This window comes from Achromobacter sp. 1011791174, assembly GCF_059760925.1.
This window is the reverse complement of the sequence record NZ_JCBANH010000032.1, coordinates 35,122-60,886: the sequence shown is the minus strand read 5'-3', so window position 1 is coordinate 60,886 and position 25,765 is coordinate 35,122. Positions and strand designations below refer to the sequence as shown.

General features: G+C 65.4%; 17 protein-coding genes and 1 pseudogene. 5 read left to right on the top strand and 13 right to left on the bottom strand.

Annotation, left to right across the window (positions count from 1 at the left end):
• A partial coding sequence (locus AC6LJ5_RS13745; protein WP_498140747.1) for a transporter occupies window positions 1-229 on the top strand: 229 nt, incomplete at its 5' end.
• Window positions 230-280: 51 nt separating this feature from the next.
• On the opposite strand, the gene AC6LJ5_RS13740 is transcribed toward AC6LJ5_RS13745, so the two are convergent.
• The 6 genes and pseudogenes from AC6LJ5_RS13740 to AC6LJ5_RS13715 all read right to left on the bottom strand — a co-directional run bounded on the left by AC6LJ5_RS13740 (window position 281) and on the right by AC6LJ5_RS13715 (window position 10,802).
• A complete protein-coding gene (locus tag AC6LJ5_RS13740; protein WP_498140746.1) occupies window positions 281-1,336 on the bottom strand; it encodes an AraC family transcriptional regulator in 1,056 nt (351 codons plus the stop codon).
• 437 nt (window positions 1,337-1,773) lie between these two features.
• A protein-coding gene (locus AC6LJ5_RS13735; protein ID WP_498140745.1) for an IS3 family transposase occupies window positions 1,774-2,861 on the bottom strand; the annotation gives its coding sequence in 2 pieces (ribosomal slippage) (window positions 1,774-2,609 and window positions 2,609-2,861; 1,089 coding nt in all).
• A gap of 441 nt (window positions 2,862-3,302) precedes the next feature.
• Window positions 3,303-4,364, bottom strand: a pseudogene (locus AC6LJ5_RS13730) (IS630 family transposase).
• Between the two features lie 244 nt (window positions 4,365-4,608).
• A complete protein-coding gene (locus tag AC6LJ5_RS13725; RefSeq protein ID WP_498140744.1) occupies window positions 4,609-6,660 on the bottom strand; it encodes an endonuclease in 2,052 nt (683 codons plus the stop codon).
• 351 nt (window positions 6,661-7,011) lie between these two features.
• The gene (locus tag AC6LJ5_RS13720; RefSeq protein WP_498140743.1) at window positions 7,012-9,486 is read right to left on the bottom strand and encodes a DNA internalization-related competence protein ComEC/Rec2; all 2,475 of its coding nucleotides are present in this window, start codon (window positions 9,484-9,486) and stop codon (window positions 7,012-7,014) included.
• A 170-nt stretch (window positions 9,487-9,656) separates the two neighbouring features.
• On the bottom strand, window positions 9,657-10,802 hold the full coding sequence (locus AC6LJ5_RS13715; protein WP_498140742.1) for an alpha-hydroxy acid oxidase: 1,146 nt from the start codon (window positions 10,800-10,802) through the stop codon (window positions 9,657-9,659).
• 266 nt (window positions 10,803-11,068) lie between these two features.
• On the opposite strand from AC6LJ5_RS13715, the gene thiM reads away from it, so the two are divergent.
• Both thiM and AC6LJ5_RS13705 read left to right on the top strand, forming a co-directional pair.
• Window positions 11,069-11,947, top strand: coding sequence for a hydroxyethylthiazole kinase (gene thiM / locus AC6LJ5_RS13710; protein WP_392409414.1), 879 nt, complete (start codon window positions 11,069-11,071; stop codon window positions 11,945-11,947).
• A gap of 135 nt (window positions 11,948-12,082) precedes the next feature.
• On the top strand, window positions 12,083-14,185 hold the full coding sequence (locus AC6LJ5_RS13705) for a 5'-nucleotidase C-terminal domain-containing protein (protein ID WP_103275025.1): 2,103 nt from the start codon (window positions 12,083-12,085) through the stop codon (window positions 14,183-14,185).
• Between the two features lie 73 nt (window positions 14,186-14,258).
• Here the strand turns inward: AC6LJ5_RS13705 and AC6LJ5_RS13700 are convergent, their stop codons facing one another.
• Genes AC6LJ5_RS13700 through AC6LJ5_RS13680 form a run of 5 tightly spaced genes read right to left on the bottom strand, consistent with a single transcriptional unit; the run spans window position 14,259 to window position 20,023 of the window.
• Window positions 14,259-15,017 carry an iron ABC transporter ATP-binding protein gene (locus AC6LJ5_RS13700; protein WP_498140741.1) on the bottom strand — a complete coding sequence of 253 codons (759 nt, stop codon included), beginning with the start codon at window positions 15,015-15,017 and terminating at the stop codon, window positions 14,259-14,261.
• Window positions 15,014-16,003, bottom strand: a complete 990-nt coding sequence (locus AC6LJ5_RS13695; RefSeq protein WP_498140749.1) for an iron chelate uptake ABC transporter family permease subunit — start codon at window positions 16,001-16,003, stop codon at window positions 15,014-15,016. The genes AC6LJ5_RS13700 and AC6LJ5_RS13695 overlap by 4 nt, the downstream gene beginning before the upstream one ends.
• Window positions 16,004-16,016: 13 nt before the next feature.
• Window positions 16,017-17,003, bottom strand: a complete 987-nt coding sequence (locus AC6LJ5_RS13690; RefSeq protein ID WP_103275027.1) for an ABC transporter permease — start codon at window positions 17,001-17,003, stop codon at window positions 16,017-16,019.
• A 30-nt stretch (window positions 17,004-17,033) separates the two neighbouring features.
• The gene (locus tag AC6LJ5_RS13685; RefSeq protein WP_199770880.1) at window positions 17,034-17,978 is read right to left on the bottom strand and encodes a siderophore ABC transporter substrate-binding protein; all 945 of its coding nucleotides are present in this window, start codon (window positions 17,976-17,978) and stop codon (window positions 17,034-17,036) included.
• Window positions 17,979-17,992: 14 nt separating this feature from the next.
• Window positions 17,993-20,023, bottom strand: coding sequence for a ligand-gated channel protein (locus tag AC6LJ5_RS13680; RefSeq protein WP_103275028.1), 2,031 nt, complete (start codon window positions 20,021-20,023; stop codon window positions 17,993-17,995).
• A 213-nt stretch (window positions 20,024-20,236) separates the two neighbouring features.
• On the opposite strand from AC6LJ5_RS13680, the gene AC6LJ5_RS13675 reads away from it, so the two are divergent.
• Window positions 20,237-20,944: a response regulator transcription factor gene (locus AC6LJ5_RS13675; protein ID WP_103275029.1), complete on the top strand. Its 708-nt coding sequence runs from the start codon at window positions 20,237-20,239 to the stop codon at window positions 20,942-20,944.
• 2 nt (window positions 20,945-20,946) lie between these two features.
• Window positions 20,947-22,332 (top strand): sensor histidine kinase, encoded by a 1,386-nt coding sequence (locus AC6LJ5_RS13670; protein WP_498140740.1) that lies wholly within the window; start codon window positions 20,947-20,949, stop codon window positions 22,330-22,332.
• A gap of 70 nt (window positions 22,333-22,402) precedes the next feature.
• On the opposite strand, the gene AC6LJ5_RS13665 is transcribed toward AC6LJ5_RS13670, so the two are convergent.
• Together AC6LJ5_RS13665 and AC6LJ5_RS13660 are read right to left on the bottom strand one after the other, a co-directional pair.
• On the bottom strand, window positions 22,403-24,640 hold the full coding sequence (locus AC6LJ5_RS13665) for a TonB-dependent receptor domain-containing protein (RefSeq protein ID WP_392409403.1): 2,238 nt from the start codon (window positions 24,638-24,640) through the stop codon (window positions 22,403-22,405).
• Window positions 24,641-24,858: 218 nt separating this feature from the next.
• Entirely contained in the window at window positions 24,859-25,677 is an 819-nt protein-coding gene (locus AC6LJ5_RS13660) for a TatD family hydrolase (protein WP_103275032.1), read from the bottom strand.
• Between the last annotated feature and the right edge of the window lie 88 nt (window positions 25,678-25,765).

The following is a 25,765-nucleotide window of genomic DNA, read 5'->3' as shown; positions in this document are numbered from 1 at the left end:
GGGCGGGGGCTGGGTGGCGGGCGTGGGCGGCTATGTCTACCAGCAGGTCACGGACGACAAGGGTCCGAACAGCGCTATGGGCAAGGCGCGCGCCCTGGGCGTCGGTCCGTCGATCCGCTACGCCAGCCAGGGCGGCTGGCTGTTCACGCTGAAGTGGCAGAAGGACTTCGAGGTGCGCAACCGGCCCGAGGGCAACCAGCTGCTGGCCAAGCTGGTGATTCCGTTCTGAGGGAAAGGCGCCGGGACCGCCTGCGGTTCCGGCGCTGAATCGCGCGCGGACTCAGTGCCGCCGCAGCGTCTGGCTGGGCGTTTCCAGGTAGCGGGCCTTGTAGTCGTTGCTGAAACGGCCCATATGCGCGAAGCCCCAGCGCAGCGCCACGCCGGCGACGCTGGCGGCCTCGCCGCTCAGCAGCTCGGTGCGCGCGCGTTCCATGCGCAGGTCGCGCAGATAGTGCATGGGGCTGACGCCCAGGAATTCCTTGAAACCGCTGTAGAGGCTGCGCACGCTGACGCCGGCCACCTGCGCCAGCTGCTCGACGCTGAGCGGCTCGTGCGCGTGCGCCTGCAGGTAATCCTGCGCCCGCCGCACGTGGCGCGGCAGGATCGAACTGCGCCGCGCCGGGGCGGTCTCGCTGTAGTTGTGCAGATGCGAGGTCAGCAGGATCGAGGCGGCCAGCTGCTCGACCTGCGACAGCACCAGCTTGTGCTGCTCCAGGTCGGGATAATGGGTGGCGCAATCGACCAGATAGGACAGCAGGCAGCTCCAGGGTGCGCAGTCGCGCCAGCGAAAGCCCAGCTCGAAATGCAGCGGCTTGTCCAGCGAATGGCCCAGATAGCCGACCAGCGTGCGCTCGACCAGCGAGCGCGAGATGCGCAGCATGACCTGGTCGTTGCCGGCCTCCCAGCACATGCGCGTATCGCATTCAGGGCTGAGCACCGAGGCCAGCTCCGGCGAGGAATCGATGCGCTGCCCGCCGCTCTCGATGGCGGCCGTGCCGCACAGCGGCATCTGCACCAGGAAGAAGCTTTCCAGCGGCCCCGGCTCGATGCGCACGGTAGCGCCGTAGCGCAGCCGGCTCAGCGACAGGTCGCCCAACCCCGTGTAGTGCATGCGTGCGTCCAGCCGCTCGCCGCCGGCGGTGCGGGTCAGCTGGTGAGGCTTCATGACGCGCCCGACCATCGAGCGCACCTCATCCAGGTCGGTGGAGGCGAACAGCAGCTTTTCCGGCGCGTTGAGCAGCCGGTCGATGGGCGTGCCGGTGGCGGAGGTGCCGGTAGCGGACGCGCGCGACGGCGCGGCCGAGGACGGGGACATCGGGATCAACGTAGTGGGCATGGTTGCTGCCTCCCTTGGGGCCTGGCTGTCAGCCTGATCTTGTCTGGGCATCCGGTTGCCCGCCGGCTGCGCCCTGTGCGCCGCAACATCCGCGCAACGCCTAGTCCCACGCCGCCACAACCCTGCGGCAGCGCGGGACTTGCACAGATCCTACTACGCAGGCCGGCGCGACGCGCCACAGGAAAACCCGCCTTGGGCGGGGCCGGCTATCCGCTGCGTGCCTACACTATCCGGATAGTGCTTGAAACCTAAAAATATGAAGCCTATTGATTCTGTGCAACAGCCAGAGAGCAGGATGCTGGTGGTGTTTCAATCAAGTGCGCACCGAAACAGGAATTTCCACAACCAATTGATATCTATATTTTTTATAAAATCGGCGTTTGTCAATTGCCGTTGGGTAATCCCCCCATTTTTAGCGATTGCCAGAAGTAGGAACGCTACGCGGCCATGGCCAACCGCTGTTTGGGGGTAAATCCGCCCAGAGCCATATTTGGGCGCTCGTGATTGTAGGACCACATCCATTGCGTGGCGACGCGCTGTACGTGGTCCAGATCGTCCCAGTGATATTGAGACAGCCATTCGTAGCGCACGGTCCTGTTGAACCGTTCGACGTAGGCATTCTGTTGTGGCTTGCCCGGCTGGATGTATTCGAGCTTTATGCTCCATGCTCCGGCCCACTCGACAATTGCCGCGCTCAGGTATTCGGGTCCGTTATCGCACCGAATGGCTAAGGGCTTGCCCCGCCAGCCGATGATCTGCTTGAGCGTGCGGATCACGCGCTCGGATGGCAGCGAGAAGTCAACCTCAATGCCCAGTGCCTCGCGGTTGAAGTCGTCGATTACGTTGAACACGCGGATGCTGCGCCCATCGGCAAGCTGGTCATGCATGAAGTCCATCGACCATACCTGGTTCACGTTGGTCGGCACGGTCAGTGGCTCAGGCGTCTGCCGAACCAGCCGTTTGCGCGGCTTGATCCACAGGTTCAGTTCGAGTTCGCGATAGATCCGGTACACGCGCTTATGGTTCCAGCCAAAGCCTCGAACATTGCGCAGATACAGGAAGCACAGACCAAAGCCCCAGTTGCGGTGGTTGTCGGCCAGGCGTAGCAGCCAATTGGCGATCTCCTCGTTCTCGACGTCCGTCTTGGCGATGTACCGATAACAAGTCTGGCTGACCCTGAACGCCTCGCAGGCCATCCGGATCGATATGCCGCGATCCTGCACTGCACGATGGGCCATCTCGCGGCGGCGAGATGGCCTCACCACTTTTTTTCTAACGCCTCCGTCACGATCTCGGCCTTGAGCTTCTCCTCGACGTACATCTTGCGCAGCCGGGCGTTCTCGGCCTCTAGCTCCTTCATGCGCGCCATCAGCGATACGTCCATGCCGCCGTACTTGGAACGCCACTTGTAGAACGTAGCCGAGCTGACGCCCAGCTCACGGCACAGCTCAGGAACGGCAAGACCAGCCTCCACGCGCTTGATGGCTTCAATGATCTGGCTATCCGTGAATCTCGACTTCTTCATGTGGTAGAACTCCTCAACGAGAAAATTCTACTTCTGACCTCATCGCTTTTGCGGGGGGATTACCGTTGAAATAGCACGAAAATCCTGTTTAACCACCTAACAATTAATGCGTGACGTGGGACTTCGCAGTTGTCGACACAGTTGAACGCACATATTCGTGGACTCTCAGACCTCACTGTTGGCATCTATGCCACGACAAATCGAGTGTCATAGCCGAAAACCCACCGCAGAACGCAAGTGCCGCATGCCAATCAACGGGTCCGGCCAAAGCTCTGCAAAGAAGAAAAACCCACTACGGACGCCAACATGCGGGGCTCCCGCTGGAATGCTCAAGTACTCTGTGCAGATGACAGTTCATGAGATTCCATCCTAGATGGCCAATTTTCGGCAGATAAGCAGCCAAATCCAGCACCGCGCCTTATGGGCACTGAAGGCGCGGTGCTAGTGTCCCATCCCGCAAAGACGCCCACACAGGCGAGCGAGTTTTTGTGGGATTGAGTCTGCCGTAGCGGTCCAGATGAAGGGATTGCAGGTCTGGTTATAGAGGTTGATAAACGTATCGATCTTGGTCGTCATTTCCTTGACACTCTTGAACGAGCCGCGGCGTATGGCTTTGTCGGCGATGATCGAAAAAAAGCGCTCGACCTGATTGAGCAAACTTGAGTAGGTCGACACAAAATGTATGCGCCATCGTGGCCACTGAGCCAGCCATGCCCGCACCTTTGGATATTTATCGCTGGCGTAGTTGTCTGGGATAGAGTGCACGTCTAGTTCGAATGACAGGGCCAGATCAATGGCGCGCAGGAAATCCAGATATTCTTGGTGTCGATGCCGAGGGCGGCATTGCGCCAGCACCTGCCCGTTCATGACATTCGACGCAGCAAGCAGTGTGGTCGTGCCATGACGCACTGAATCATGGGTAACGCCTCGGACGTAACCCAGGTCCATCCACAACATGGGCTGCGTACGCTCAAGCGCCTGACACTAGCTCTTCTCATCGACACAGAGCACCAGCGCGTTCTCGGGCGGGTTCAGATATAGCCCGACCAATCGCGCAACTTCTAGATGAACAGCGGCTCCGTCGACAGTTTGAAGCTCTCCATACGACGCAGCTTGATCTGGAACGCCTTCCGATACCAGGCTACCGCTGTTTTGCTCAGGCCCTTCTCGCCGGCAAGAACCACGAGTACTCGAGTGTGTTGCACCGTCGGTGGGCTTGGTATGCAACGTCTTGTTGATCAAGTCGGTAACACACTCGTCGTCTACTGTACGCAGCCTGCCCGGGCGAACTTCATCATAGAGACCAGAGACTTGGTCCTGCGCGTAACGCCCACGCCTCTTGGTCACTGTACTTGCAGCCTCAACACCCTCGCAGACCAGCACAATCCAGGCTCGAAGCGCCAACGCCGCCGGTAGCGATCTCGAGCGCCCAATCGCACTCAACTCATTCAGTTTGACCTCAGTCAACGCCACCCCATGACGGCGTGTGTAGGAGTTAGGCATCGGCTTCTCCCAAGATGCCTTATCCTACCTATTTCCTTTGACGGTGAACTTACGGGACAGGATACTAGTGGCCGACTAAACTTCAAGCATCAGCACCACTGAATTCTGATTCTTGCCTGGAGGCCAAAATCTCTACAGGATGATCTGGCGTGACCTTTTCCACCGCCCACCCAATAGCAATGGATGCAATTGACATGCAGTCACACCGTGGGCGGCGACATTGTTTGTCCGCTTCTGGATAGCCCTAGCGTTCAGCGTGATTGATAAGATAGTTTCTTCTTGAAAGGATTATCTTACCAATCCGAACATTGCGATCGAAAGGATCCAGCTTCGAAAACTGCTCATTGATGATGCTACCTCCTCGGAGATAATCCACTAAGTCCAGAGCATGAAACTGTTGACCACGCCAGAAACTTCTTGTCTCTCCATCCCCTGTTTTGACTTCACCTCGCTTGACGACATTGATCAGTTCGTGTGCTTGTCTCACCGGATGTAAACCTATCGAGTACCCATTGAAAACTCGATTGGCAACGACAACTCCGGTATGAATTTCCGTTGTACGAGGGACATTCCATCCTAGCCAATCGATTAAGCTCTGCTGATTCTCGGCTACCCCAAGCCATTCCAATCGGTGATCCAATTGCTCTTCCGCTGTTCGGAGAAGCTCGAAGCTATTCATCGTCTCGCGCGCGCAACATGGATGATATGCATTCTTGCATTCCAGCAGAAAAAGATGGCCATCTCGCCAGCAGACAATGTCGGTTTCACGTTTTGTACCTATCTTGAAGTCGAAATTGTTCCTAACCTTGAAACCGGCATCCAACAGCGCCCGAATGACCATCTTTTCCATAGGATCTTCGTGCCCCAAGCTAGCTTTGCGTAGCTTGTTCGCGACGACAGTATTGCGAGCGAGATTTGAACGGGAAATTAGCGCAGGGGCGACGACAAAGTATTCGCCCGCAGCTATGAGAGGCTTGTATTGAAGGTCAATAAACTTCTCGTCTTCCGCGAGCGTCAGGAGCTTCAAGGCCTCATCGACTTTGTCAGGGGGAAGAATAAATTCAAGCTGCTGGCGCAAGATTGCGGCTGGCATAATTGGTAGAGTGGAACGAATTCGAAGTTTTTTTCTCAACTGGTCATCTTCTATTTCACGCAACCTCTCATCGAAGACTGCGTGTATAAAACTGAAGTAGCGTTGAACCTTGATGAGATCCATTACAAGCAGAGTGTCGCTAACCCGCAACGGACCTTCTGAATCTTGCTGATAGTTCTCAATGCCAGTACTGGCAAGAGTGACCGCATCCTCAACAAATAAGAAATCGGCGGCGAGCGGCGCAAAAAAACCAGGATCTTGTATGGTCAGGAAAACTAACCGTGTTATTGGATCATTTTCCAATATTACTAGTTCACCCATCCCTGCTTGGAATGCCTCTGCAACGAAACTGGCCATAGTCCGCGGTGTCTGCCCTTCGATTTCATATTGATGCAATACCTCTCGGACTTGAATCGCACGCTGCGTGTTGCTCTGGATGTAGCCCAGCCGAATGCTCTTCTCAAGCATCTCATCAGTCGAGCACACTTGCAGGACATTACCGTTTTCGACCACTCGATACGGCATTACATCGAGAAGTTGTTCAGCTTCTAAAAACTCGTTTATACGAGCTGCTTCGATTAGTAGATCAGCGTAGACATTCCCCGCCTGCTGGCAGAGCTGTTCATCCACATGCTGCCATAGCTTTGGCTCTCTACCGATCTCTTTTCGCATAAGGTGAAGAACATAAGACAGTGCCATCGACAAGTCCTCGCTCCCCCAGTGCCTTAGACAATTTGAATCAGCGCTTGGATCGCCGATCCACTCGCTAGAAAACGCGGCATTAACAAGAACAAGTTGGCTTTTTTGAGCGGTTAGTCGACGAGCTTTCAAACGTTCTAGGAGCGCGCCATTGGCGTGTCGCGCTTCGTCTGCAGCTGTCATTAGTATCAAGACAGATCGCAAATAGGAAAGGCGATGAGGTTGAATTGCGATCTCGGTCGCAAATTCAAGCGCCGCCTTGACGGTCTGACGCACGCCTTTTGTACGAAAATCGTACCGCGAGGCGCGAAACAATCCTGCACGTCGGACCCGAGCAATTGTTTGATCGGCGTCCCACAGCATTAGGGCCAGAAGAAGGGCGACCGCATCCTGATGTCGATTGCGACTGAGAAACTCGCCGAAATTTTCGATCGCCTTGGACACCTCATCTTTGGTAGCGACGACCCTTGTACTTTTTTTTGCAGCTTCTACCATGGCGGCCACGTGCCCATGTTCCAACAGTACCGCTGCCTTATGCTTAATTCCCATTTGAACCCCTGTTAATTTTGGTGAGTAGCTAACCGAGATGCAGTCGTTGCAGCACCTTGACGCGGAACGGCATCTTGCTAGCGATTGACCTACTTTGGTGACCTTCCGTGGCCAAGCGATGAAATATCGCCCTGCACCTTTGACAATTATGATTTATCTAGCTTATTTAAACTACCTAACACTTGAAAATCGACCTCGATCAATCAGTCTTCAAGCTGCACAGTAATCCAAGTAAACAAGGGGTGAGACCCTTCAGGTTGGAACGGGTCCTAATCTGGTTGTAATCTCCGCCACGCACTATGCGCTTCAGCGTCCCTGCCAGTAGCGCCCGTTGTGCTGCCTCTCTCCGCGCACCCGCAATTCGGCAGGCAGGGATTCCGCCACCACCGCGCCATCCCGGTCGCTGCTCCAGAAGCGCGCGCCGGCCGTCGTCCAGCGCTGCTGCACCGCCAGCGCCGGATGGCGAAAGCGATTCAGCATGCCGGCCTGGGCGATCGCGTGCCCGGCCCGCGTGGCGGCGATCAGTTCGCGGCCCGACGACGTGGCCGAGCCATGGTGTGGCGCCATCACCACATCCGTCGGCGGCAACGCGGGCGCGAGCGCGCGTTCCTGGGCCACGCCGATATCGCCGGTCAGCAGCAAGGAATGCCGCGCGCCCTGCACGCGCAGCACGCAGCTATCGGCGTTGGGATCCGCCGGATCCCGCTCGGCCGCCAGCGGATGCAGGAACGCGAAACGCAGGCCGTCGGCTTCCCAGGCCTGCCCTCGCGCGCAGCGCAATCGTGCGACAGGCAGGACATAGACGCCGGCATCCGCCCGCCCCTCTGAAATCAGCGCCGCGCGCGCGTCCCGCGCCAGAAAGGCGTCCAGGTCAAAGGACGCATGGCTGCGCCCCACCGCCACCGCGTTCAGCACCGCCCGCGTTCCGCCGACATGGTCCATGTGCACGTGCGAAAGCACCAGATCATCCAGCATGCGGATGCCGCGCGTACGCAGGTAGGGCGCCACCACCCGCTCACCGACATCGGATCCGCCCCGATGGCGCGGCCCGGCATCGAACAGCAGCGTGCGCGTGGCGGTTTCCAGCAGCACCGCGCCGCCCTGCCCCACATCCAGCGCCGTCAGCCGCCAGTATCCCGGCTCGGGCCGCTCGGGACGCCAGCACAGCAACGGCAGCATCCAGAGCCACCCGCAATGACGCCCCGGCCAGCCTCGCGCCTGCAAGGCCCAGGCCATACCCGCCAGCGCCAGCAGCAGCCAGGGCCAGGGCCAGGGCGCGGCCGCCACATCGAAGCTGGCCCAGGATGCCTCGCCCACCCAGGCGACGGGCATCATGGTCAGGTCGAATACCGCCAGCCCCGCCTGCCCGGCGCCGGCAGCCAGGCGTTCCGCGCCCGGAATCGCCGCGAACAGCGCGCACAGCAGGGACAGGGGCGTGACCAGGAAACTCACCGCCGGTATCGCCACCGCGTTCGCCAGCGGCGAGCCCGCCGACACCTGGCCCACCCAGAAGGCCAGCAGGGGCGTCAGCCCCAGCGTCACCAGCAGTTGCAGGTGGCTGGCCTGCCCCAGCCTCGCCGCCACGCGGCGGCCCAGGCCGGCCGACGGATCCACCGGCGCCGCGACGATGCGCAGCAGGATGGCGACCGCGCCGAACGACAGCCAGAAGCCCGGCGCCATCGGCGCCCAGGGGTCCAGCGCCGTCACCAAGGCGGCGGCGACGGCCAGCACCCGCCCGCCCGTCAAGGGCAGGCGCGACATGGCCGCCGCCAGCACCGTCGCCAGCATGAAGAAGGTGCGCCGGGCCGGCACGCCCCAGCCCGCGAGCAGGCAATACAGCAATGCGACCCAGGCGGCCGCCAGGCCGCCCACGATGCGCGACGGCACGCGCTCGGCCAATCCGGTGCCGCGCCAACGCGCGCGCCGCCACAGGAACGCGGCCAACATGCCCGCCACGCCGGCGATCGAGGTGACGTGCATGCCGCTGATGGACACCAGATGCGTGATGCCGCTGCGGTTGAACAGCCGCCAATCCTCGCGTGCGACCCCGGCCTGGTCGCCGATCGCCAAGGCGATCAGGACCGGCGCGTAGCGATGCCCGTCCAACGCCCGGCGCATGCCCGCGCGGATGCGGTGACGCGCGCGTTCGATCACCACGCCGGGCCCGGCCCGGGGACGGTCGGCTACAAATTTGGGCTGGCCGCGCACCGTGCCGGTGGCCCGCAGGCCCAGCGCAAACATCCGGCCTTCCGCATCCGGCAGGCCCGCGTTGCGCAGTCCCGCCGGGCGGCGCAGCACCAGCGCCATGCGCCAGACCTGCCCCGGCGCCAGCGCCGGCAGGTCCGGTCCGTCCGGTGACGCATGCCATGTAACCAGCAGGCGGGAGGGGATGCCGGGCGGCGCGGGTTCCAGCGTATCCGCGACGAAGCGCCAGCGACGGGCGTCGCCGTCCGGCAGTCCTGTCACTTGCAGCATCAGGCGCGCCACCTGATCGTGGTGCGCGTCGGATAGACCATCATCGAGGCGAGCCTGGGCCTGCCAGCTGGCGTTGAACAAGCCGGCGGACAGGCCCAATGCGAGCGCGGCGGTCAACTTCCAGGCGGCGCGTCGCGGCCGTCGCAGCGCCAGCGCCGCCAGCAGAATCGCGGCCACCAGCGCGGCGCGCGCCACCGGCCCCGGCAGCTCCGCCAGGGTCTGCGTCAGCGCCGCGCCGGCGACGAATGCGAAGCAGAAGAATCGGCCAGTGATAGGCGCCCCTTGCCGACACGGAATGCAAGCCACGGGACCATGCCGCGGGCCGGTGTCGAAGGGGATCAGCGTAGGCCGCGCGCAGACGGCCGAAGCAGGAAATGAATGGCTTCGTCACTGCGTGGCGACCGCAGCGCGAACATGTACGCGGGCGCAGCGACACGGCGCGGCCGAGTCTCGCGCGCCGCACGCCCATCCCCGCGCTACCGGAACCGCAGATTCGCCCGCCCCAATTCCCTCACCGACTTGCACCCCATCAACCGCAACGCCCGCTCGATCTCCACCCGCATCAGATCCAGCGCGCGCTCCACTCCCGGCTGGCCGGCAGCCGCCAGCGGGAACAGGTAATAGCGTCCCAGCCCCACGGCCTTGGCGCCCAGCGACAGCGCCTTCAGCACATGCGTGCCGCGCCGCACGCCGCCGTCCATCATCACGTCGATGCGGTCGCCCACCGCGTCGACGATCTCGGCCAGCTGGTCGAAGGCGCTGCGCGAGCCATCGAGCTGGCGGCCACCGTGGTTCGACAGCACGATGCCGGTGCAGCCGATGTCGGCGGCCCGACGCGCGTCCTCGACCGACATCACGCCCTTCAGGCAGAACTGGCCGCCCCAGTGCGCGACCATCTCGGCCACGTCGTCCCAGGTCATGGACGGATCCAGCATCTCGGTGAAATAGCGGCTGATGGACATGACGCCGCCGCCCATGTCCACGTGGCCGTCCAGCTGAGGCAGACGGAAGCGCTCGTGCGTGAAGTAGTTCAGCGCCCAGCCGGGCTTGGCCATGAACTGGGCGATGCCGGCCAGGTTGAGCCGGAACGGGATGGCGAAGCCGGTGCGCTTGTCGCGCTCGCGGTTGCCGCCGGTGATGCTGTCCACCGTCAGCATCATCACCTGCACGCCGGCCTCCTTGGCGCGCGCCATCATGTCGCGGTTCAGGCCCCGGTCCTTGTGGAAATAGAACTGGTAGACCTGGGGGCCGCCACTGATCCGGCGCGCTTCCTCCAGGCTGACCGTGCCCAACGACGAAACGCCGAACAGGGTGCCGTGCCGGCCGGCGGCGGCGGCCACGGCGCGCTCGCCATCGTGATGGAACAGGCGCTGCAGGGCCGTGGGCGAGCAATAGACCGGCAGCGCCAGCTTCTGGCCCATCACGGTCACGGACAGGTCCACGTCGGCCACGCCGCGCAGCACATTGGGCACCAGGTCGCAGTCCTCGAAGGCGGCGGTGTTGCGCGCGTAGGTGGTTTCATCGTCGGCCGCGCCGTCGATGTAGTTGAAGATCGGCCCGGGCAGGCGCCGGCGCGCCATGGCGCGGAAGTCGTGAAAGTTATGGCACTGGTTCAGGCGCATCGCGGGACCTTGGGACGGGCGTGGAGGACGAAGCGAAACCGGCGTGCGGCAGTGCCGGGCGTAGGCTTAGTGTAGGGGCTGAGCGCCCCGGAGCGCGCCAAGGCCGCCGCGCCCGCCAACTTGACAAGCGCCGCCCCCGCTCGGAACATAGCCCCCAATTCCGCCGCGCCGCCGCCCTCGCCTACGCTGTCGCGCCCGCTCCGCGCGCGGCCTCGCATCCGCGGCCCGGCGCCCCCGGCCAGCCGCACAAACCAGGATCCGCCGGCATGGCTGACGCACGCAACGATCTCGACTCCCTCGCCCACACCTCCCGCGACCTCCACGCCGCGCTGCACCGCGACGCGCCGCTGGTGCAGTGCCTGACCAACTTCGTCTCCATGAACTACGCGGCCAACGTACTGCTGGCCGCCGGCGCCTCGCCGGCGATGGTGCACGCGGCCGAGGAAGCGCCCGAGTTCTCGCGCATCAGCGGCGCGGTGGTGATCAACATCGGCACGCTGTCCCAGCCCTGGCTGCACAGCATGCTGCTGACCGCGCAGGCGGCGTCGCAGGCCTCGGTGCCCTGGGTGCTGGACCCGGTCGCCCACCATGCCACCGCCTTCCGTCGCGACGCGGTGCGCCGGCTGCTGGCGCTGAAACCGGCCATCATCCGCGGCAACGCGTCCGAGATCATCGCGCTGGCCGGCGGCGCCAGCGCCGGACGCGGCGTGGATGCGGGCGATCCGGTGGCGCAGGCCGAGCAATCGGCGCGCGAGCTGGCGCTGGCGCAGGAGACCGTGGTGGCCGTCACCGGCGAAGTGGACTATGTCACCGACGGACACCGCGCCGTGCGCATCGCCGGCGGCGACGCGCTGATGCCGCGCGTCACGGCGACGGGCTGCGCGCTGACCGCGCTGACGGGCGCCTTCGCCGCCGTGGCCGGGCAGGCCGCCGACAGCGCGGGATCACGGCAGGCGCCCCGCGCAGCCGGTTCCCGGCACGCGGCCTATGCGGCGGCGGTCGCCGCCCTGTCCTGCTTCGCCATCGCCGGCCGCCGCGCCGGAGCGCTGGCCGACGGGCCGGGCTCGTTCGCGTGGCGCTTCCTGGACGCGCTGGCCGCCTTGCGTCCGGACGACCTGGTCGCGGAATCGCCGCTGCGCCCGTGAGCCTGCCTCAGCACCCATGACCGCCTGATGACGACCGCAAGACCGCAGGTCGCGGTTGCAACCGGGTCTTCCGTGTCATGGATGGGTCACACGGCGTCCCCAGAATTCGTCTCCTTCATATCCGGAGGAATGACGATGAAGCCCGCCCTGCGCAAGATCTTCGCCCTGTCGGCCAGCGCCGCCCTGCTAGCCAGCCTGTCCGCCTGCGGCGGCAGCGACGACGATGACGACGCGCCGCCGTCCAACGCGCTCAAGGGCGCCACGCTAGATGTCGCCATCCTGGGGACGACCGACCTGCACGCCAACGTGCTGGGCTACGACTACTACAAGCTGGCCGAGGACAAGAGCTACGGCGTGGACCGCACGGCCACGCTGATCGCCGAAGCCCGCAAGCAGAATCCGAACACGCTGCTGTTCGACAACGGCGACACCATCCAGGGCACGGCGCTGTCCGACTACCAGGCGCTGGTCAAGCCGGTGCAGTGCACGGACATGATCGCCATCTACAAGCAGATGAAGCTGCTGGCCTATGACGCGGCCACGATGGGCAACCACGAGTTCAACTACGGCCTGCCCTATCTGTCGCAGATCACCAACGTGGACTTCGGCCTGAAGGGCATCGCCAAGGGCACGCCGCAGACCAATCCCGCCGGCGCCAAGGATTGCGCGGCGCCAGGCTTTCCCTTCGTGTCGGCCAACGTGGTGTCGGCCCAGAGCAAGCAACCCATCTTCAAGCCCTGGGTGGTGTTGAACAAGACTTTCAAGGCCACCGATGCCGGCGGCAAGGCGGTCGACGTGACGCTGAAGGTGGGCGTGATCGGCTTCGCGCCGCCGCCAATCCTGCAATGGGACAAGGCCAACCTGGAAGGCCACGTCGAGGTGACGGGCTGGAAGGAAACGGCCGCGCGCTATGTGCCGGAAATGAAGGCGGCCGGCGCCGACCTGATCGTGGCGCTGGCGCATGGCGGCATCGACCTGAAGACGCCCTACAGCGCGTCCATGGAGAACGGCGCGGCTTATCTTACCCAGGTGCCGGGCATCGACGCGCTGATCACCGGCCACCAACATCTGCTGTTCCCGGACACCAACCCCAAGTCGCAGTTCGCCGGCCAGCCCGGCATCGACCTGGCCAAGGGCCTGATCAACGGCGTGCCGGCGGTGCAGGCCGGCCAGTGGGGCAACAACCTGGGCCAGATCAAGCTCAGGCTCGCCTATGACAAGGGCTGGAGCGTGCAGAAGGACGCCACCCAGGTGCAGCGGATCTCCACGCGCCTGACCGCGCAGAGCGGCAACACGCCCGCCACCTACGTCGCGCCCGACGCGGCGACGCAGCAGCTGGTGCAGGTCGAGCACGCCGCCACCATAGCCTACGTCAAGACGCCGATCGGCGCGGCGCAGTTCGACATGTCGACCTACTACGCCATGGCCGGCGACGTGTCTGCGCTGCAGATCGTCAACATGGCGCAGATCGACTACCTGAAGGACTACATCGCCCGCAACAACCCGTCCTATGCCGCCCTGCCCATCCTGTCGGCGGCGGCGCCATTCAAGGGCGGGCGCAATGGTCCCGGCGACTTCACCTTCGTCAAGCAGGGCAACATCGCGATCAACAACGCAGCCGACCTGTACCTGTATCCCAACACGCTGCAGGTGGTGCGCGTCAGCGGCGACATCGTGCGCCAGTGGCTGGAAAAGACGGCCGAGCAGTTCCGGCGCATCGACCCCGCCCAAGTCGCGCCGCAGGATCTGGTCGACACGACCTTCCCGACCTTCAACTTCGACGTGCTGTATGCCGAGGGCAATGCGTTGCGCTACGAGATAGACGTCACCCAGCCGGTGGGCTCGCGCATCGTCAACCTGACCTACAAGGGCGCCCCGCTCAATCCCGCCACCCAGTTCCTGGTCGTCACCAACAACTACCGCGCCAGCGGCGGCGGCGACTTCCCGGGCCTGGCCGGCGGCAAGGGCGACATCGTGCTGCAGGCGCCGGACGCCAGCCGCGACGTGCTGATCAGCTACATCAAGCGCCATCCCTCGCTGGACCTGGCCACCTATGGCCTGGACCGCAGCTGGCGCTTCGTCAAACTGGCTGGCCAGGCCGGACCGGTGGTGTTCGCATCGGTGCCGGGCACACTGGCGATGGCCACGGCGCATGGCGTGGGCAATGTGTCCGTGCATGACGCCACGCCGGACCCGGTGACGCAGCTGTCGCGCTACAGGATCGACCTGACGCAATAAGCGCGGACCGACGGCGGACATCCGCCGCCACGGTCGGAACCGCCGGCTCCCATTCCCTGGGAGCCGGCGGCCTTCAACGGTAGTAGACGCAGATGCGCCGCCCGTCGATCTCGTGCACCGCGATCGGCAGCGCGTACAGTGCGCTCAGCACCTCGGCGCGCACCAGCTCGGCCGGCGCGCCCTGGCATGCGACGCGGCCCTGCTTCAAGGCCACGATGCGGTCGGCATAGCAGGACGCGAAGTTGATGTCGTGCAGCACCAGCACCACGGTCTTGCCCAGCTCGTCCGCCGCCCGGCGCAGCGTGCCCATCATGGCGACGGCGTGCTTCATGTCCAGGCTGTTCAGCGGCTCGTCCAGCAGCACGTAGCGCGTGTCCTGGCACAGCACCATCGCCACGAAGGCGCGCTGGCGCTGGCCGCCGGACATCTCGTCCAGGTAGCGGTCGGCCAGGGGCTCCAGCTCCAGGTAGTCGATGGCGCGGTCGACGTGTTCCTTGTCCTGCAGCGTGAGCCGGCCGCCGCTGTGCGGATAGCGGCCAAAGGCAACCAGGTCCCTGACCGTCAAGCGCAGCGGCAGATGATTGTCCTGCCGCAGGATGGCCAGGCGGCGCGCCAGCTCGCGGCTGTCGGCGCGGGCCACGTCCAGGCCTTCCACCAGGACGCGCCCCTCGGACAGCGGCAGCAGGCGGCTGATCATGGACAGCAGCGTGGACTTGCCGGCCCCATTCGGGCCGATGATGGCGGTGACGCCGCCGGCCGGCAGCGCCAGCGTCACGCCGTCGACCACCACGCTGTCGCCGTAGCGCTTGCTGACGTTCTGGATATCGATCACCGGCGCCCCCTGCGCAATATCAGGGTCAGGAACACGATCCCGCCCAGGAATTCAATCACCACGCTCACCGTGGTGTTCAAGCGCAACACGCGTTCCAGCAGCGTCTGTCCGCCCACCAGGAACACTACCGCCAGCAGCATCGCGGCCGGCAGGGCATGCCGATGCCGGTCCGATCCCATCAGCTGATAGGCCAGGTTGCTGACCAGCAGGCCGAAGAACGTGACCGGCCCCACCAGCGCGGTCGACACGGACACCAGCGCGGCGATGGCCGCCAGCGTCGCCAACAGCGTGCGACGGTAATCCACGCCCAGGTTCACGGCGATGTCGCGGCCCAGCGCCAGCACGTCGTAGCGGCTGCGCATGCGCCACAGCATCAGCGACACCGCGCCCATGACGGCCAGCGCCACCGGCAGCAGCTCAAGGCGCACCGAATTGAAGTTGGCGAACATGCGGTCCTGCAGCACCAGGAATTCGTTCGGATCGATCAGCCGGATCACGAAGCTGGACAGGCTGCGGAACAGCAGTCCGAAGATGATGCCCACCAGCATCATCAGGTGCAGGCTGCGCACGGCGTCCGCGAACAGCCAGCGGAACAGCAGGCAGGCGAAGGCCGTCATGACGCCGACTTCCAGCAGGAACGCCGCCACCGGATGGCCCGTGGCCACGGCCGCCTGTCCGAAGACATACACCACCAGCGCCTGGATCAACAGGTAGAGCGCGTCGAAGCCCATGATGGCGGGCGTCAGGATGCGGTTGTGCGTGATGGTCTGGAACAGCACCGAGGACACCGCCACCGCATAGGCCACGGCCAGCATGGCCAGCAGCTTGCCGCCACGGAATGGCAGGATGAAGGACCAGCCGCCCTGCGCGCCCAGCGTCATGAAGGCCGCGATGCAGGCGACGGCGGCGGCCGCCAGCAGCCACAGCCGCCTCGCCTGGGGCGAGGCGCGCTGCGCGGCCGCCTGCGACGGACGCGGCGCGGCCATAGCCGAGCGGGCCTCAGGCATGACGATTCCTCCGTCCGTGCAGCAGCCACAGGAACAGCACGCTGCCGACCACGCCGACGACCGTGCCCAGGGGAATCTCATACGGATGGATCAGCAGCCGACCGACGATATCGCAGGCCAACACAAACACGCCGCCCAGGATCGCCACCCAAGGGATGGCGCGGCGCATGTTGTCGCCCAGCAGCAGGCTGACGGCGTTGGGCACGATCAGGCCCAGGAACGGGATGCTGCCGGCCGTCACCACCACGACGGCGGAAATCGCCGACACGATGAGCAGGCCCGCCAGCATCAGGCGCGCATGGTTCAGGCCCAGGTTGGCGGCGAACTCCCGGCCCATGCCGGCCACGGTGTATCGGTCCGCCGCCAGATAGGCGGCCAGGGTCAGCCCCAGGCCGATCCACAGCAGCTCGTAGCGGCCGCGCAGCACGCCCGAGAAATCGCCGGTGGTCCAAGCGTGCAGCGATTGCAGCAGGTCATAGCGGACCGCGACGAAGGTGGTGGCCGCGTGGATCACGCCGCCCAGGATCAGCCCGATCAGCGGCACGATGAAGGGCGTGCGCAGCGGCACGCGCCGCAGCAGCGCCAGGAACAGCAGCGTGCCGGCCAGGGCGAAGGCGGTGGCCGTCAGCATCTTGCCGATGACGGGCGTGTCCGGCGCCACCAGCGTCACCACCAGGATGCCCAGCGTGGCCGATTCCACGGTGCCGGCCGTGCTCGGTTCCACATAGCGGTTGCGCACCAGCATCTGCATGATGAGCCCGGCCACCGCCAGCGACATTCCGGCCAGCAGCAGCGCCAGCGTGCGCGGCACCCGGCTGACCAGCAACAGGCGCCAGGCGCGCTCGGCCTCGGGGCCGCCGCGCAGCGCGTCGAACGACAGCTGCCCGGCGCCCAGGCTGACGCTGGCCGCGCACAGGACCAGCAGCAGGCCCAGCAAGACCGCCAGTCCGGCCCAGCCGCCGGCGGGTTTCACCTGCATCCGCAAAGCGCCCTGCTCCCGGCCATGCCCCTACTTCGCCCCGGCCAGCGCGCGGGCGACCTCGTCCACGCTCTGCTGCATGGCATCCAGACCGGCGCTGCCCAGCAGGTACCAGTTGTAGTTGTTCAGGTAGACCACGCGGCCGTTCTTCCAGGCCTTGGTCGGGCGGATCAGCGCGTTGTCCAGCATGCTGCGGGCCGGGCTGCCTTCGCGGCCGATGGCGGCGTCGCGGTCGATCACGAACAGCCAGTCGGGATCGGTCTGGGCGATGAACTCATACGAGATCGCCTGGCCGTGGTTGGACACGCTCAGCCCGGCCGCGGCCGGCTTCACGCCAAAGGCGTCGTGGATCACGCCGAAGCGCGAGCCCGGGCCATAGGCGCTCATCTTGCCGCCCGTGGTCAGCACGATCAGGCCGGTGCCTGCGGCGCCGGCCTTGCCGTGCAGCGCGGCGATCGAGGCGCGCAGGGCGTCGATCTTTTCCCTGGCCTGCGCCTGCTTGCCATAGATCGCGGCCAGCAGCTCGGCGTTGCGGATCACGCTACCCACCAGGTCCTTGGCGTCGACCGTCAGGTCCACGGTGGGCGCCAGCCTGGACAGCTCGTCGTATTTGGGCGCGGAACGGCCGGCCACGAAGATCACTTGCGGCGCGGCGGCGTGGATCACTTCATAGTTCGGCTCGAACATGCTGCCGACCTTCAGATAGCGCTTGTCCGCGTACTGTTCCAGCTGCGGCGGCAGCTTGGCGGCGGCGGGCACGCCGGTGACGTCCACGCCCAGCGTGTGCAGCGTGTCCAGCACGGCCAGGTCCAGCACGACTGTCTTGGTCGGATTGGCCGGCACTGCGGTCTCGCCGCGCGCATGCTTGACGGGGATGGACGCGGCGCTGGCGGCGGCCGCCATGCCCAGGCCCAGGGCCAGTCCGGCGGCGGCGCGCGCCAGCAGGCGGCGGGTAGATGTTTGCTTGGTGTGCATCGATGGCTCCTGGTTCAGAACTTCACGCCTACGCCCAGCCAGTAACGGCGGCCGTCCTCGACATAGCCGTAGTCGTCATAGCCGACCTGCTTGTCGAACAGGTTGTAGATGCCGGCGTAGACCGACACGCGCTTGTTGACCGCGTAGGACCCGCCCAGGTCCACGAAGGTGTAGGACGGCGCCACCACCGACGACGCGGACGGGCCGGTGATGGGCTGGCTTTCCTTGCCGCGGAAGTTGATGCGGGTCCAGGCCTGCAGCGCGTCCGACGCCTGCCAATTCACGGTCGTGGTGAACAGGTGCCTGGGCAGCTGGTTCAGCGGCTGCCCCTGGTACTGGCCGGTCTTCTGCTCGGACTTGGTGAACGTGTAGCTGCTGGTCATGGACCAATCGTCCGCCAGCGGCAGCTTCATGCTCGCTTCCACGCCACGGGAATAGGCCTTGTCCACGTTCATATAGGTCGTGGGATTGGCCCCGAACTGGTTCGGCCCGTCGGTGCATTGCGACGCCGAGCACGCCACGCGCGTGATCTTGTCCTTGAAGTCGTTGTTGAAGATGGTCAGGCCGGCATTGAAGCCCGCGCCGTCGTCGTACAGGATGCCCAGTTCCTCGGTCACCGATTTCTCGGGCGTCAGATTGGGGTTGCCGTACATATTGCCGCCACGGCTGACCTGGCCCCAGCCCGCCACCGTCTGGCGCAGGTCGGGCGAACGGAAGCCGGTGGACACGCCGCCCTTCAGGGTCCAGCGCTCGGCCATGTGCCACACGCCGTACAGCCGGGGGCTGAAGTGGGTGCCGAAGTTCTCGTCCTTGTCCATGCGTAGCCCGCCGGTGACGGCGAAGCGCTCGGTCAGACGCCACTCGTCCTCGGCAAACAGCGCCCACTGGTAGCGCTCGACCTTGTTGGGGCCATTGGCCAGCTGATTGCCGGTCTGGTCCTTCAGGCGCTGGTTCAGGTAGCTGCCGCCCAGCGTCAGCGTGTGCGAACCCAGCGGCAGGGTCCAGCTGGTCTGCAGGTCCAGGTTCTTGATCTTCATCTGCCGCGAGCGGTTGTCGAACTCTTCCTGCTGCACGTAGCTGTCCGACACGCCCCAGCCCCAGCGGCCGGTGTGCGACAGCGCCCACTTGTTGCTGCGGTAGTCGGTCTCGGACGAGGCCGGGCAGCCCGTGCGCGGGCAGCGCTCGCCCGGCGCCAGCGGCGCGACGGTCTTGCCCAGCGTGTTCTGGATCTTCTGGCGGGCCGTGGTGGCCTCCAGCACGATGTCGTGGTCGCGGTTGGGCGTGAGCGCCAGCTTGGCCGTCACGCTGTTGGTGTTGCGCTTGCGGAAGCCGTCGTAAATGTTGTCTTCGTCGCGCTGCGTGGCGCGGCCATAGATCTGCAGGCCCAGCAGGTCGTTCTTGATCGGCCCGGCCAAGTAGAAATTGCCCTGGTAGATGTCGCCCGACTTGCTGCTTTCCTGGATGGTCGAGTCCATGCGGATCTCGCCGCCCCATTCGCTGGGCACCTTGCGCGTGATGATGTTGATCACGCCGCCCATCGCGTCCGAGCCATAAAGCGAGGACATCGGGCCGCGCACCACCTCGATGCGCTCGATGGCCGACAGCGGCGGCGTCCAGCCGCCCTCCACGCCCGAGGAATCGGAGTTGGTGCGGGTCTCACGGGAGTTCTGGCGCTTGCCGTCGATCAGGATCAGCGTGTACTTGGCGCCCATGCCGCGCAGGCTGATGTCCTGGCGATCGGCGCCGCCGGTGACCACCACGCCGGGCACTTCCACCAGCGCGTCGGTCACGTCGCGGTAGAACTTCTTTTCCAGGTCCTGGCGCGTGATCACGCTGATCGAGGCCGGCGCGTCCTGGATCTGCTGCTCGAAGCCGCTGGCGGTGACCACCACCGTATCCATGACCCTGGCGCGGTCCTCGCCGTCAGCCCAGGCGGAGGCCGAAACGCCCGCTCCGGCCGCGCATAGCGCGACCGCCAGGCGGGTGCGCAAATGCGTAGGCGTGCCAATGGCGCGACGCGACGCCGCGACGTGTGTGCTGCTCATATTCCTGATGCTCCCGTCCCAGGTGGACCGCCGCGCCACGCGCGCCGGCTGCCCCTGCTTCTTACGATTCATAATGAAAACTATTCTCATATTAAAATGGGAGGGATCCGATGGCGGCAACCCGCTTTCTGCAACTTTTATGTTCTTTGCACTTCTTGACGCTGCGGCATGGGGCCATGCGCCACACTGCCGGGTGCGAGAAGCACAACGCCCATGGCTACATTCCTTACCCCGACAGCGCGTCGCATCCTGCTGATCGACGACGACGCCGAACTCGCGCAGATGCTGCGCGAATACCTAGAACCCGCCCATTTCCAGCTCGCACTGGCCCACACTTGCGAACAAGGCCTGCACCTGGCCAGCCAGCAGGATTTCGACCTGCTGCTGCTGGACCTGATGCTGCCAGACGGCAACGGGCTGGACCTGCTCAAGCAGTACCGGCAGCGCTCGCGCCGGCCCGTCATCATGTTCACCGCGCACGGCGGCGAGACGGACCGCGTGCTGGGCCTGGAATTCGGCGCCGACGACTACCTGACCAAACCCTTCAGCCCGCGCGAGCTGAAGGCGCGCATCACCGCCGTGCTGCGCCGCTTCGACGAAATCCCCGAGGCCGCCCCGTCCGGTCTGGCGGTCGGCGCACTGAGCCTGGACCCGGCTTCCGGCCGGGCCCGCCTGGGCGCCGACGAGGTGGTGCTGACCGGCGCCGAGCAGCGCATCCTGGAAATCCTGATGCGCACGGCCGGGCAGGTGGTCGCGCGCGACCAGATCGGCATGTATGCGCTGGGCCGCGTGCCCGACCGCTATGATCGCAGCATCGACACACACATCAGCAGCCTGCGTCGCAAGCTGCGACTGGACAGCGGCGGCGCGCCCGCCATCCGCAATCTGCGCGGGCTGGGCTACGTGCTCGCCGCCGCGTGACCATGCCATTGCTGCCCGTGCGCTCGCTGTTCTGGCGAGCCTTCCTGACCTTCTGGAGCGCGATGGCGCTGATCCTGGTCTGCGGCATGCTGTTCACGGCGGCGGTCGCCTGGTATCGCGTGAACTCGCTCGATGGCCTGAATCCGGGCAGCCTGGCGCACGACGCCGCCCAGATCGCGCGCGAGGACGGCGCGGACGGGCTGGAACGCTGGGTCGCGGCCATGGATGCGCGCTACAGCGCGCTGAACATCTATCTGGTGGACGCCTCCGACCACGACATCCTGGGCCGCGCCCTGCCCGCGCGCCTGCGCGACTGGCTCAAGGACTATCGCGCCGCGCCGCCCGACCTATTCCCCGCCGCGTCCGCGCCGTCGCCCAGCGTGCGCGTGTCCTGGTGGGATCCGCAGCTGCTGACGCTGCCCGACGGTCGCGAACTGCTGATGCTGTTCCTGCCCTTCGATTCCTCACACTGGGAATTGCTGGGCCTGGCGCCCGTCGCGCTCGTCATCGTGCTGTTCGCCCTGGCCGTCACGGCGCCGCTGTGCTGGGCCCTGACGCGCAACGTCACCGCGCCGCTGGACGCCCTGCGGCTGGCAACGCAGGCCCTGTCGGCCGGCCAACTGGACGCGCGCACGCCGGCCCGGCTGACGCGGCGCAAGGATGAGCTGGGCCTGCTGGCGCAGGACTTCGACGCCATGGCCAGCCGCCTGCAGGCGCTGGTCGGCACGCGCGAACAGCTGCTGCGCACCATCGCCCACGAGCTGCGCTCGCCGCTGGCGCGGCTGCAGCTGGCCGTGGAATTGGCGCGGCGCAAGGACGAACGGCTGGACCTGCAGCTGGACCGCATCGAACGCGAAGGCGAACGGCTCGACGCGCTGGTGGGCAATACGCTGGCGCTGGCGAAGATGGGCGCCCTGCCCGAGCCGGCCGACATGCTCGACCTGGCCGAAGTCGTGGACGCCGTGGTCGAGGACGCGCGCTTTGAAGCGGGCGACCGCAACGTCGGCATCGCCTGGGAACGGCCCGCCCCCCTGCGCATCCAGGGCGACCTCGAGAGCCTGGCCAGCGCGATCGAGAACGTGCTGCGCAATGCGCTGCGCTTCGCGCCGACGGGCAGCAGCATCCGCCTGCGCCTGCTGGCGGGCCTGCGCGACGTGCAATTGGAAATCGAGGATCGCGGCCCGGGCGTGCCGGAGCAGGAACTGGGCTATCTGTTCGAGCCCTTCTACCGCAGCGCCTCGGGCGCGGCCATGGCGGGCAGCGGCGCCGGCCTGGGCCTGAGCATCGCGCGGGCGGCGGTGGCCGCCCACAAGGGCCGCATCTCGGCCAGCAATGTGCTGCCTCAGGGATTGAGCGTGCGCATCGAGCTGCCGCTGGCCGCGACTTGAAACGTCCCGCCGGCGAGACCTCGGGTCCGGCCGGCGGCCCGGCGAGCCCCGGGCCCCGCCTGCGCTCCGGTCAGAACGTGATATTCGCCGACACCCACAAGCGCCGGCCTTCCAGCACCTGGCGGTACGAGTTGGACCAGTTGGTGGCGGCGGTCGGCGCGCTGGCGCCGGTCTTGGTCGGCCCGTAGTTCTCGAAGTTCTTGTCGAACAGGTTGTAGACCGAGGCCGACAGGGTCACGTTCTTGCTGACCGCGTACGAGCCGCCAAGGCTGGCCAGCCAGTACGGGCTGTAGAACACCTGTTCCTTTTCCCAGTTCATGTCGTTGAACTGCTTGGCGCGGTATTCGCCGCGCACCCAGGTGCTGAACTTGTCGTTGACCTGCCACTTCAGGCCCAGGTTCAAGGCATGGCGCGGCTGCGATCCCAGCGGCTGGCCCTGCTTGGCGCCGGACGTGACCTCGCTGGCGGTCAGCGTGTAGTTGGCGTTGAACGACCAGCCCTCGAACAGCGGCACGCGGCCGCCCAGCTCGAAACCCTTGATGGTCGCCGAATCCACATTCACGCGCTGCGAGAAATTGTCCACCGGCACGCCGTTGCGCTCCCACACGCCCAGGTCCAGGCAACCCGGAACGGGGCCGCCGCTGGCGCGGCAATTGGCCACGTTCTGGTTGTCGAGCTTGTCCTTGAAGCGGGTGTGGAACGCCGTCAGGTTGCCGGTCAGGCCTGCGCCGTCGTCGTAAACCACGCCCAGCTCCGACGAGGTGCTGGTTTCGGGACGCAGTTGCGAATTGCCCAGCAGCGGCCGGGTGCCCTGCGCGCCCAGGCCGATGATGCCGTCGGTCATCAGGTTGATGTCCGGCGTCTTGTAGCCCTTGCTCACGCCGCCCTTGAAAGTCCACGCCGGCGTGGCGTTCCAGACCAGGTAGCCGCGCGGGCTCCACTTGCCGCCGAACTGCTCGTTGCGGTCGTAGCGCGCGCCCAGGGTCAGCGCCAGGTCGTCCACGATGCGCCACTCGTTCTCGGCGAACAGCGCCCACTGGTACTGGCTCAGATTCAGCGGCGCCGAGACCAGGGTGTCCTTGAACTTCTGCTCGCGCCACTGGCCGCCCATGGTGAGGCTGTGGCGCTCGTTGAACAACGGCATGGTCCACTTGGTGTCGAAGACCCAGTTGTCGTATTCCAGGTCGCGCTTGGCGCCGTCGGTCGGCTGACGCGGCGCGTTCATGGGATTGGTCCGGCCGATGGTCTCGGTGGTGTCGTACACCAGGCTGGTGTCGGAGCTGACCGAGCCGCCGTAGCGGCCCAGATGCGTCAGCGCGTAGCGCTGGCGGTTGAAGCGCATCTCGGGCTCGTAGCCGCCACCCTGCCGGTTCCTGGCCACGCTGCTGTTGAGCGTGCCCAGCTCGCCATTGGCGTTGTCGAAAACCTGCCAGTTGCTGTCGATGTCGAACAGGATGTCGTGGTTGCGGTTGGGCGTGAGCGCCAGGCGCAGGCCCAGGTTGCGCTGCAGGCTGTCGCCCAGCCCGCTGAAGCCGGCGATGTCGCCGGTGTAGTTGCCGCTGTTGTATTCCGCCTGATTGACCGGATAGCTGCCGTTGGCGCTCAGGCGCCGGTACAGGCCGCCGCGCACGGTCAGGCCCAGCTTGTCGGTGGCGATGGGGCCGCTCAGGTAGAAGGCGGAGCCGTAGTTGTTGCCATAGCGGTTATCGCCCTGGGCGGTGCCGTCCAGCGTGATCTGGCCCATCCATTCCTGGCTGACCTTGCGGGTGATGATGTTGATGACGCCGCCCATGGCATCCGAGCCGTAGAGCGTGGACATCGGGCCACGCACCACCTCGATGCGCTCGATCGCCGCCATCGGCGGGATGAAGTTGGTGTCGACGTCGCCAAAGCCGTTGGGACGCGCGCCGGAGCTGTTCTGGTTCAGCCGCTTGCCGTCGACCAGCACCAGCGTGTAGTCGCTGGGCAGACCGCGGATGCTGATGTTCATGCCGCCGGCCTTGCCGCCGCGCTCGACCGTCACGCCCTCGACATCGGCCACCGCGTCGGCCAGGTTGTGAAAGGGCTTGGTTTCGAGTTCCTCGCGCGTGATGACCGAGATGGACGCGGGCGCTTCCTTGATCTGCTGCTCGAAGCCCGACGCCGTGACCACGACGGAATCGAGCTGGTGGGTCACGCCATCCTGCGCGCCCTGGGCGTGGACGGCGCCCGATGCGGCGAGGGCCAGCGCCAGGGGAATCTGGCGCAGAGCAAGGACGGGGATGGAACGGGCTCGCCTGGAGCCGCTGGAACGGATGTGCGTGGACATGGGAGTAACCAGAAGAACCGTTCCCGAAGGAACGGCGCGCAAGGCGCTGGGCTTGGGTTCATATAGAGAACGCCAATGGTATTTATTCCCATTAACCTATTCAATTATTTGTCAGGTTTTATTCAGACAAATGACAGATTTCAGAAAAATCTGATCAAAATGACGTATTTACACGACAATTTTCACGATCTCGTCCCAACAAATCGGGGCAAAAGATCTCAGGCGGGCGTCAGTCCGACAACCCCGGCCAACCTGGGCAGCACCCGCAAGGCATTGGCGCTGGTCGCCCGCGCCACCTGTTCCGGCGTCAGCCCGCGCAGCGTCGCCAGCGTGTCCGCGATACGCGCCAGCTCGCCCGGCCGGTTGCGCCGGTCGGGCGGATGCAGCCAGGCGGGCGGAATGTCCGGCGCGTCGGTTTCCAGCACCAGGTGCTCCAGCGCCACGTCGGTGGCGTGGCGGCGGATCTGCAGCGCCCGCTCGTAGGTCATGGCCCCGCCCATGCCCAGCGCGAAGCCCAGGTCGACGAAGGCTTGCGCCTGTTGCGCGCTGCCGTTGAAGGCATGGGCGATGCCGCCGATGCGGCCATGACGGCGCAGGTGCTTGAGCAGGATGTCCTGGGACTTGCGCACATGCAGCAGCACCGGCAGGCCGAATTCGGCGGCCAGCGCCAGCTGGGCCGCGTAGAAATGTTCCTGGCGCTCGCGCGGCGCGCCGGCGGCGATCTCAGGCACGAAGAAATCCAACCCGATCTCGCCGATGGCGACGAAGCGCGGATCATCAAGGGCCTGCTGAACAGCCTCGCGCAGCGCCTGCAAGTCGCCCTCGCCCGCGCGCTCGACATACAGCGGATGGATGCCCAGCGCATAGGCGCCGCCGGCGGTGCGCCGTGCCAGGTCGCGCACCACGCCGAAGTTGGCGCGTTCGACAGCCGGGATCACGATGGCGGTAACGCCGGCCCGCAGCGCATGCGCGGCCACCTCGGGCCGGTCGGCGTCGAATTCTGCGGCGTCTAGATGGCAATGGGTGTCGATCAGCATCGCGGGCTCCTGGTGGGCATTATGCGCCCGCGCCTGCCCGGAGGGCGCGCCGGCAAGTCCAGCGGACGCGCAGGCGGCATCCGCCCGG

What these genes read in the sequence shown, in the direction of transcription:
- AC6LJ5_RS13740 (WP_498140746.1), bottom strand. Translation starts at nt 1,336, where the DNA reads ATGCCCACTACGTTGATCCCGATGTCCCCGTCCTCGGCCGCGCCGTCG.
- AC6LJ5_RS13715 (WP_498140742.1), bottom strand. Translation starts at nt 10,802, where the DNA reads ATGCGCCTGAACCAGTGCCATAACTTTCACGACTTCCGCGCCATGGCG.
- thiM (WP_392409414.1), top strand. Translation starts at nt 11,069, where the DNA reads ATGGCTGACGCACGCAACGATCTCGACTCCCTCGCCCACACCTCCCGC.
- AC6LJ5_RS13705 (WP_103275025.1), top strand. Translation starts at nt 12,083, where the DNA reads ATGAAGCCCGCCCTGCGCAAGATCTTCGCCCTGTCGGCCAGCGCCGCC.
- AC6LJ5_RS13695 (WP_498140749.1), bottom strand. Translation starts at nt 16,003, where the DNA reads ATGGCCGCGCCGCGTCCGTCGCAGGCGGCCGCGCAGCGCGCCTCGCCC.
- AC6LJ5_RS13690 (WP_103275027.1), bottom strand. Translation starts at nt 17,003, where the DNA reads ATGCAGGTGAAACCCGCCGGCGGCTGGGCCGGACTGGCGGTCTTGCTG.
- AC6LJ5_RS13685 (WP_199770880.1), bottom strand. Translation starts at nt 17,978, where the DNA reads ATGCACACCAAGCAAACATCTACCCGCCGCCTGCTGGCGCGCGCCGCC.
- AC6LJ5_RS13680 (WP_103275028.1), bottom strand. Translation starts at nt 20,023, where the DNA reads ATGAGCAGCACACACGTCGCGGCGTCGCGTCGCGCCATTGGCACGCCT.
- AC6LJ5_RS13675 (WP_103275029.1), top strand. Translation starts at nt 20,237, where the DNA reads ATGGCTACATTCCTTACCCCGACAGCGCGTCGCATCCTGCTGATCGAC.
- AC6LJ5_RS13670 (WP_498140740.1), top strand. Translation starts at nt 20,947, where the DNA reads ATGCCATTGCTGCCCGTGCGCTCGCTGTTCTGGCGAGCCTTCCTGACC.
- AC6LJ5_RS13665 (WP_392409403.1), bottom strand. Translation starts at nt 24,640, where the DNA reads ATGTCCACGCACATCCGTTCCAGCGGCTCCAGGCGAGCCCGTTCCATC.
- AC6LJ5_RS13660 (WP_103275032.1), bottom strand. Translation starts at nt 25,677, where the DNA reads ATGCTGATCGACACCCATTGCCATCTAGACGCCGCAGAATTCGACGCC.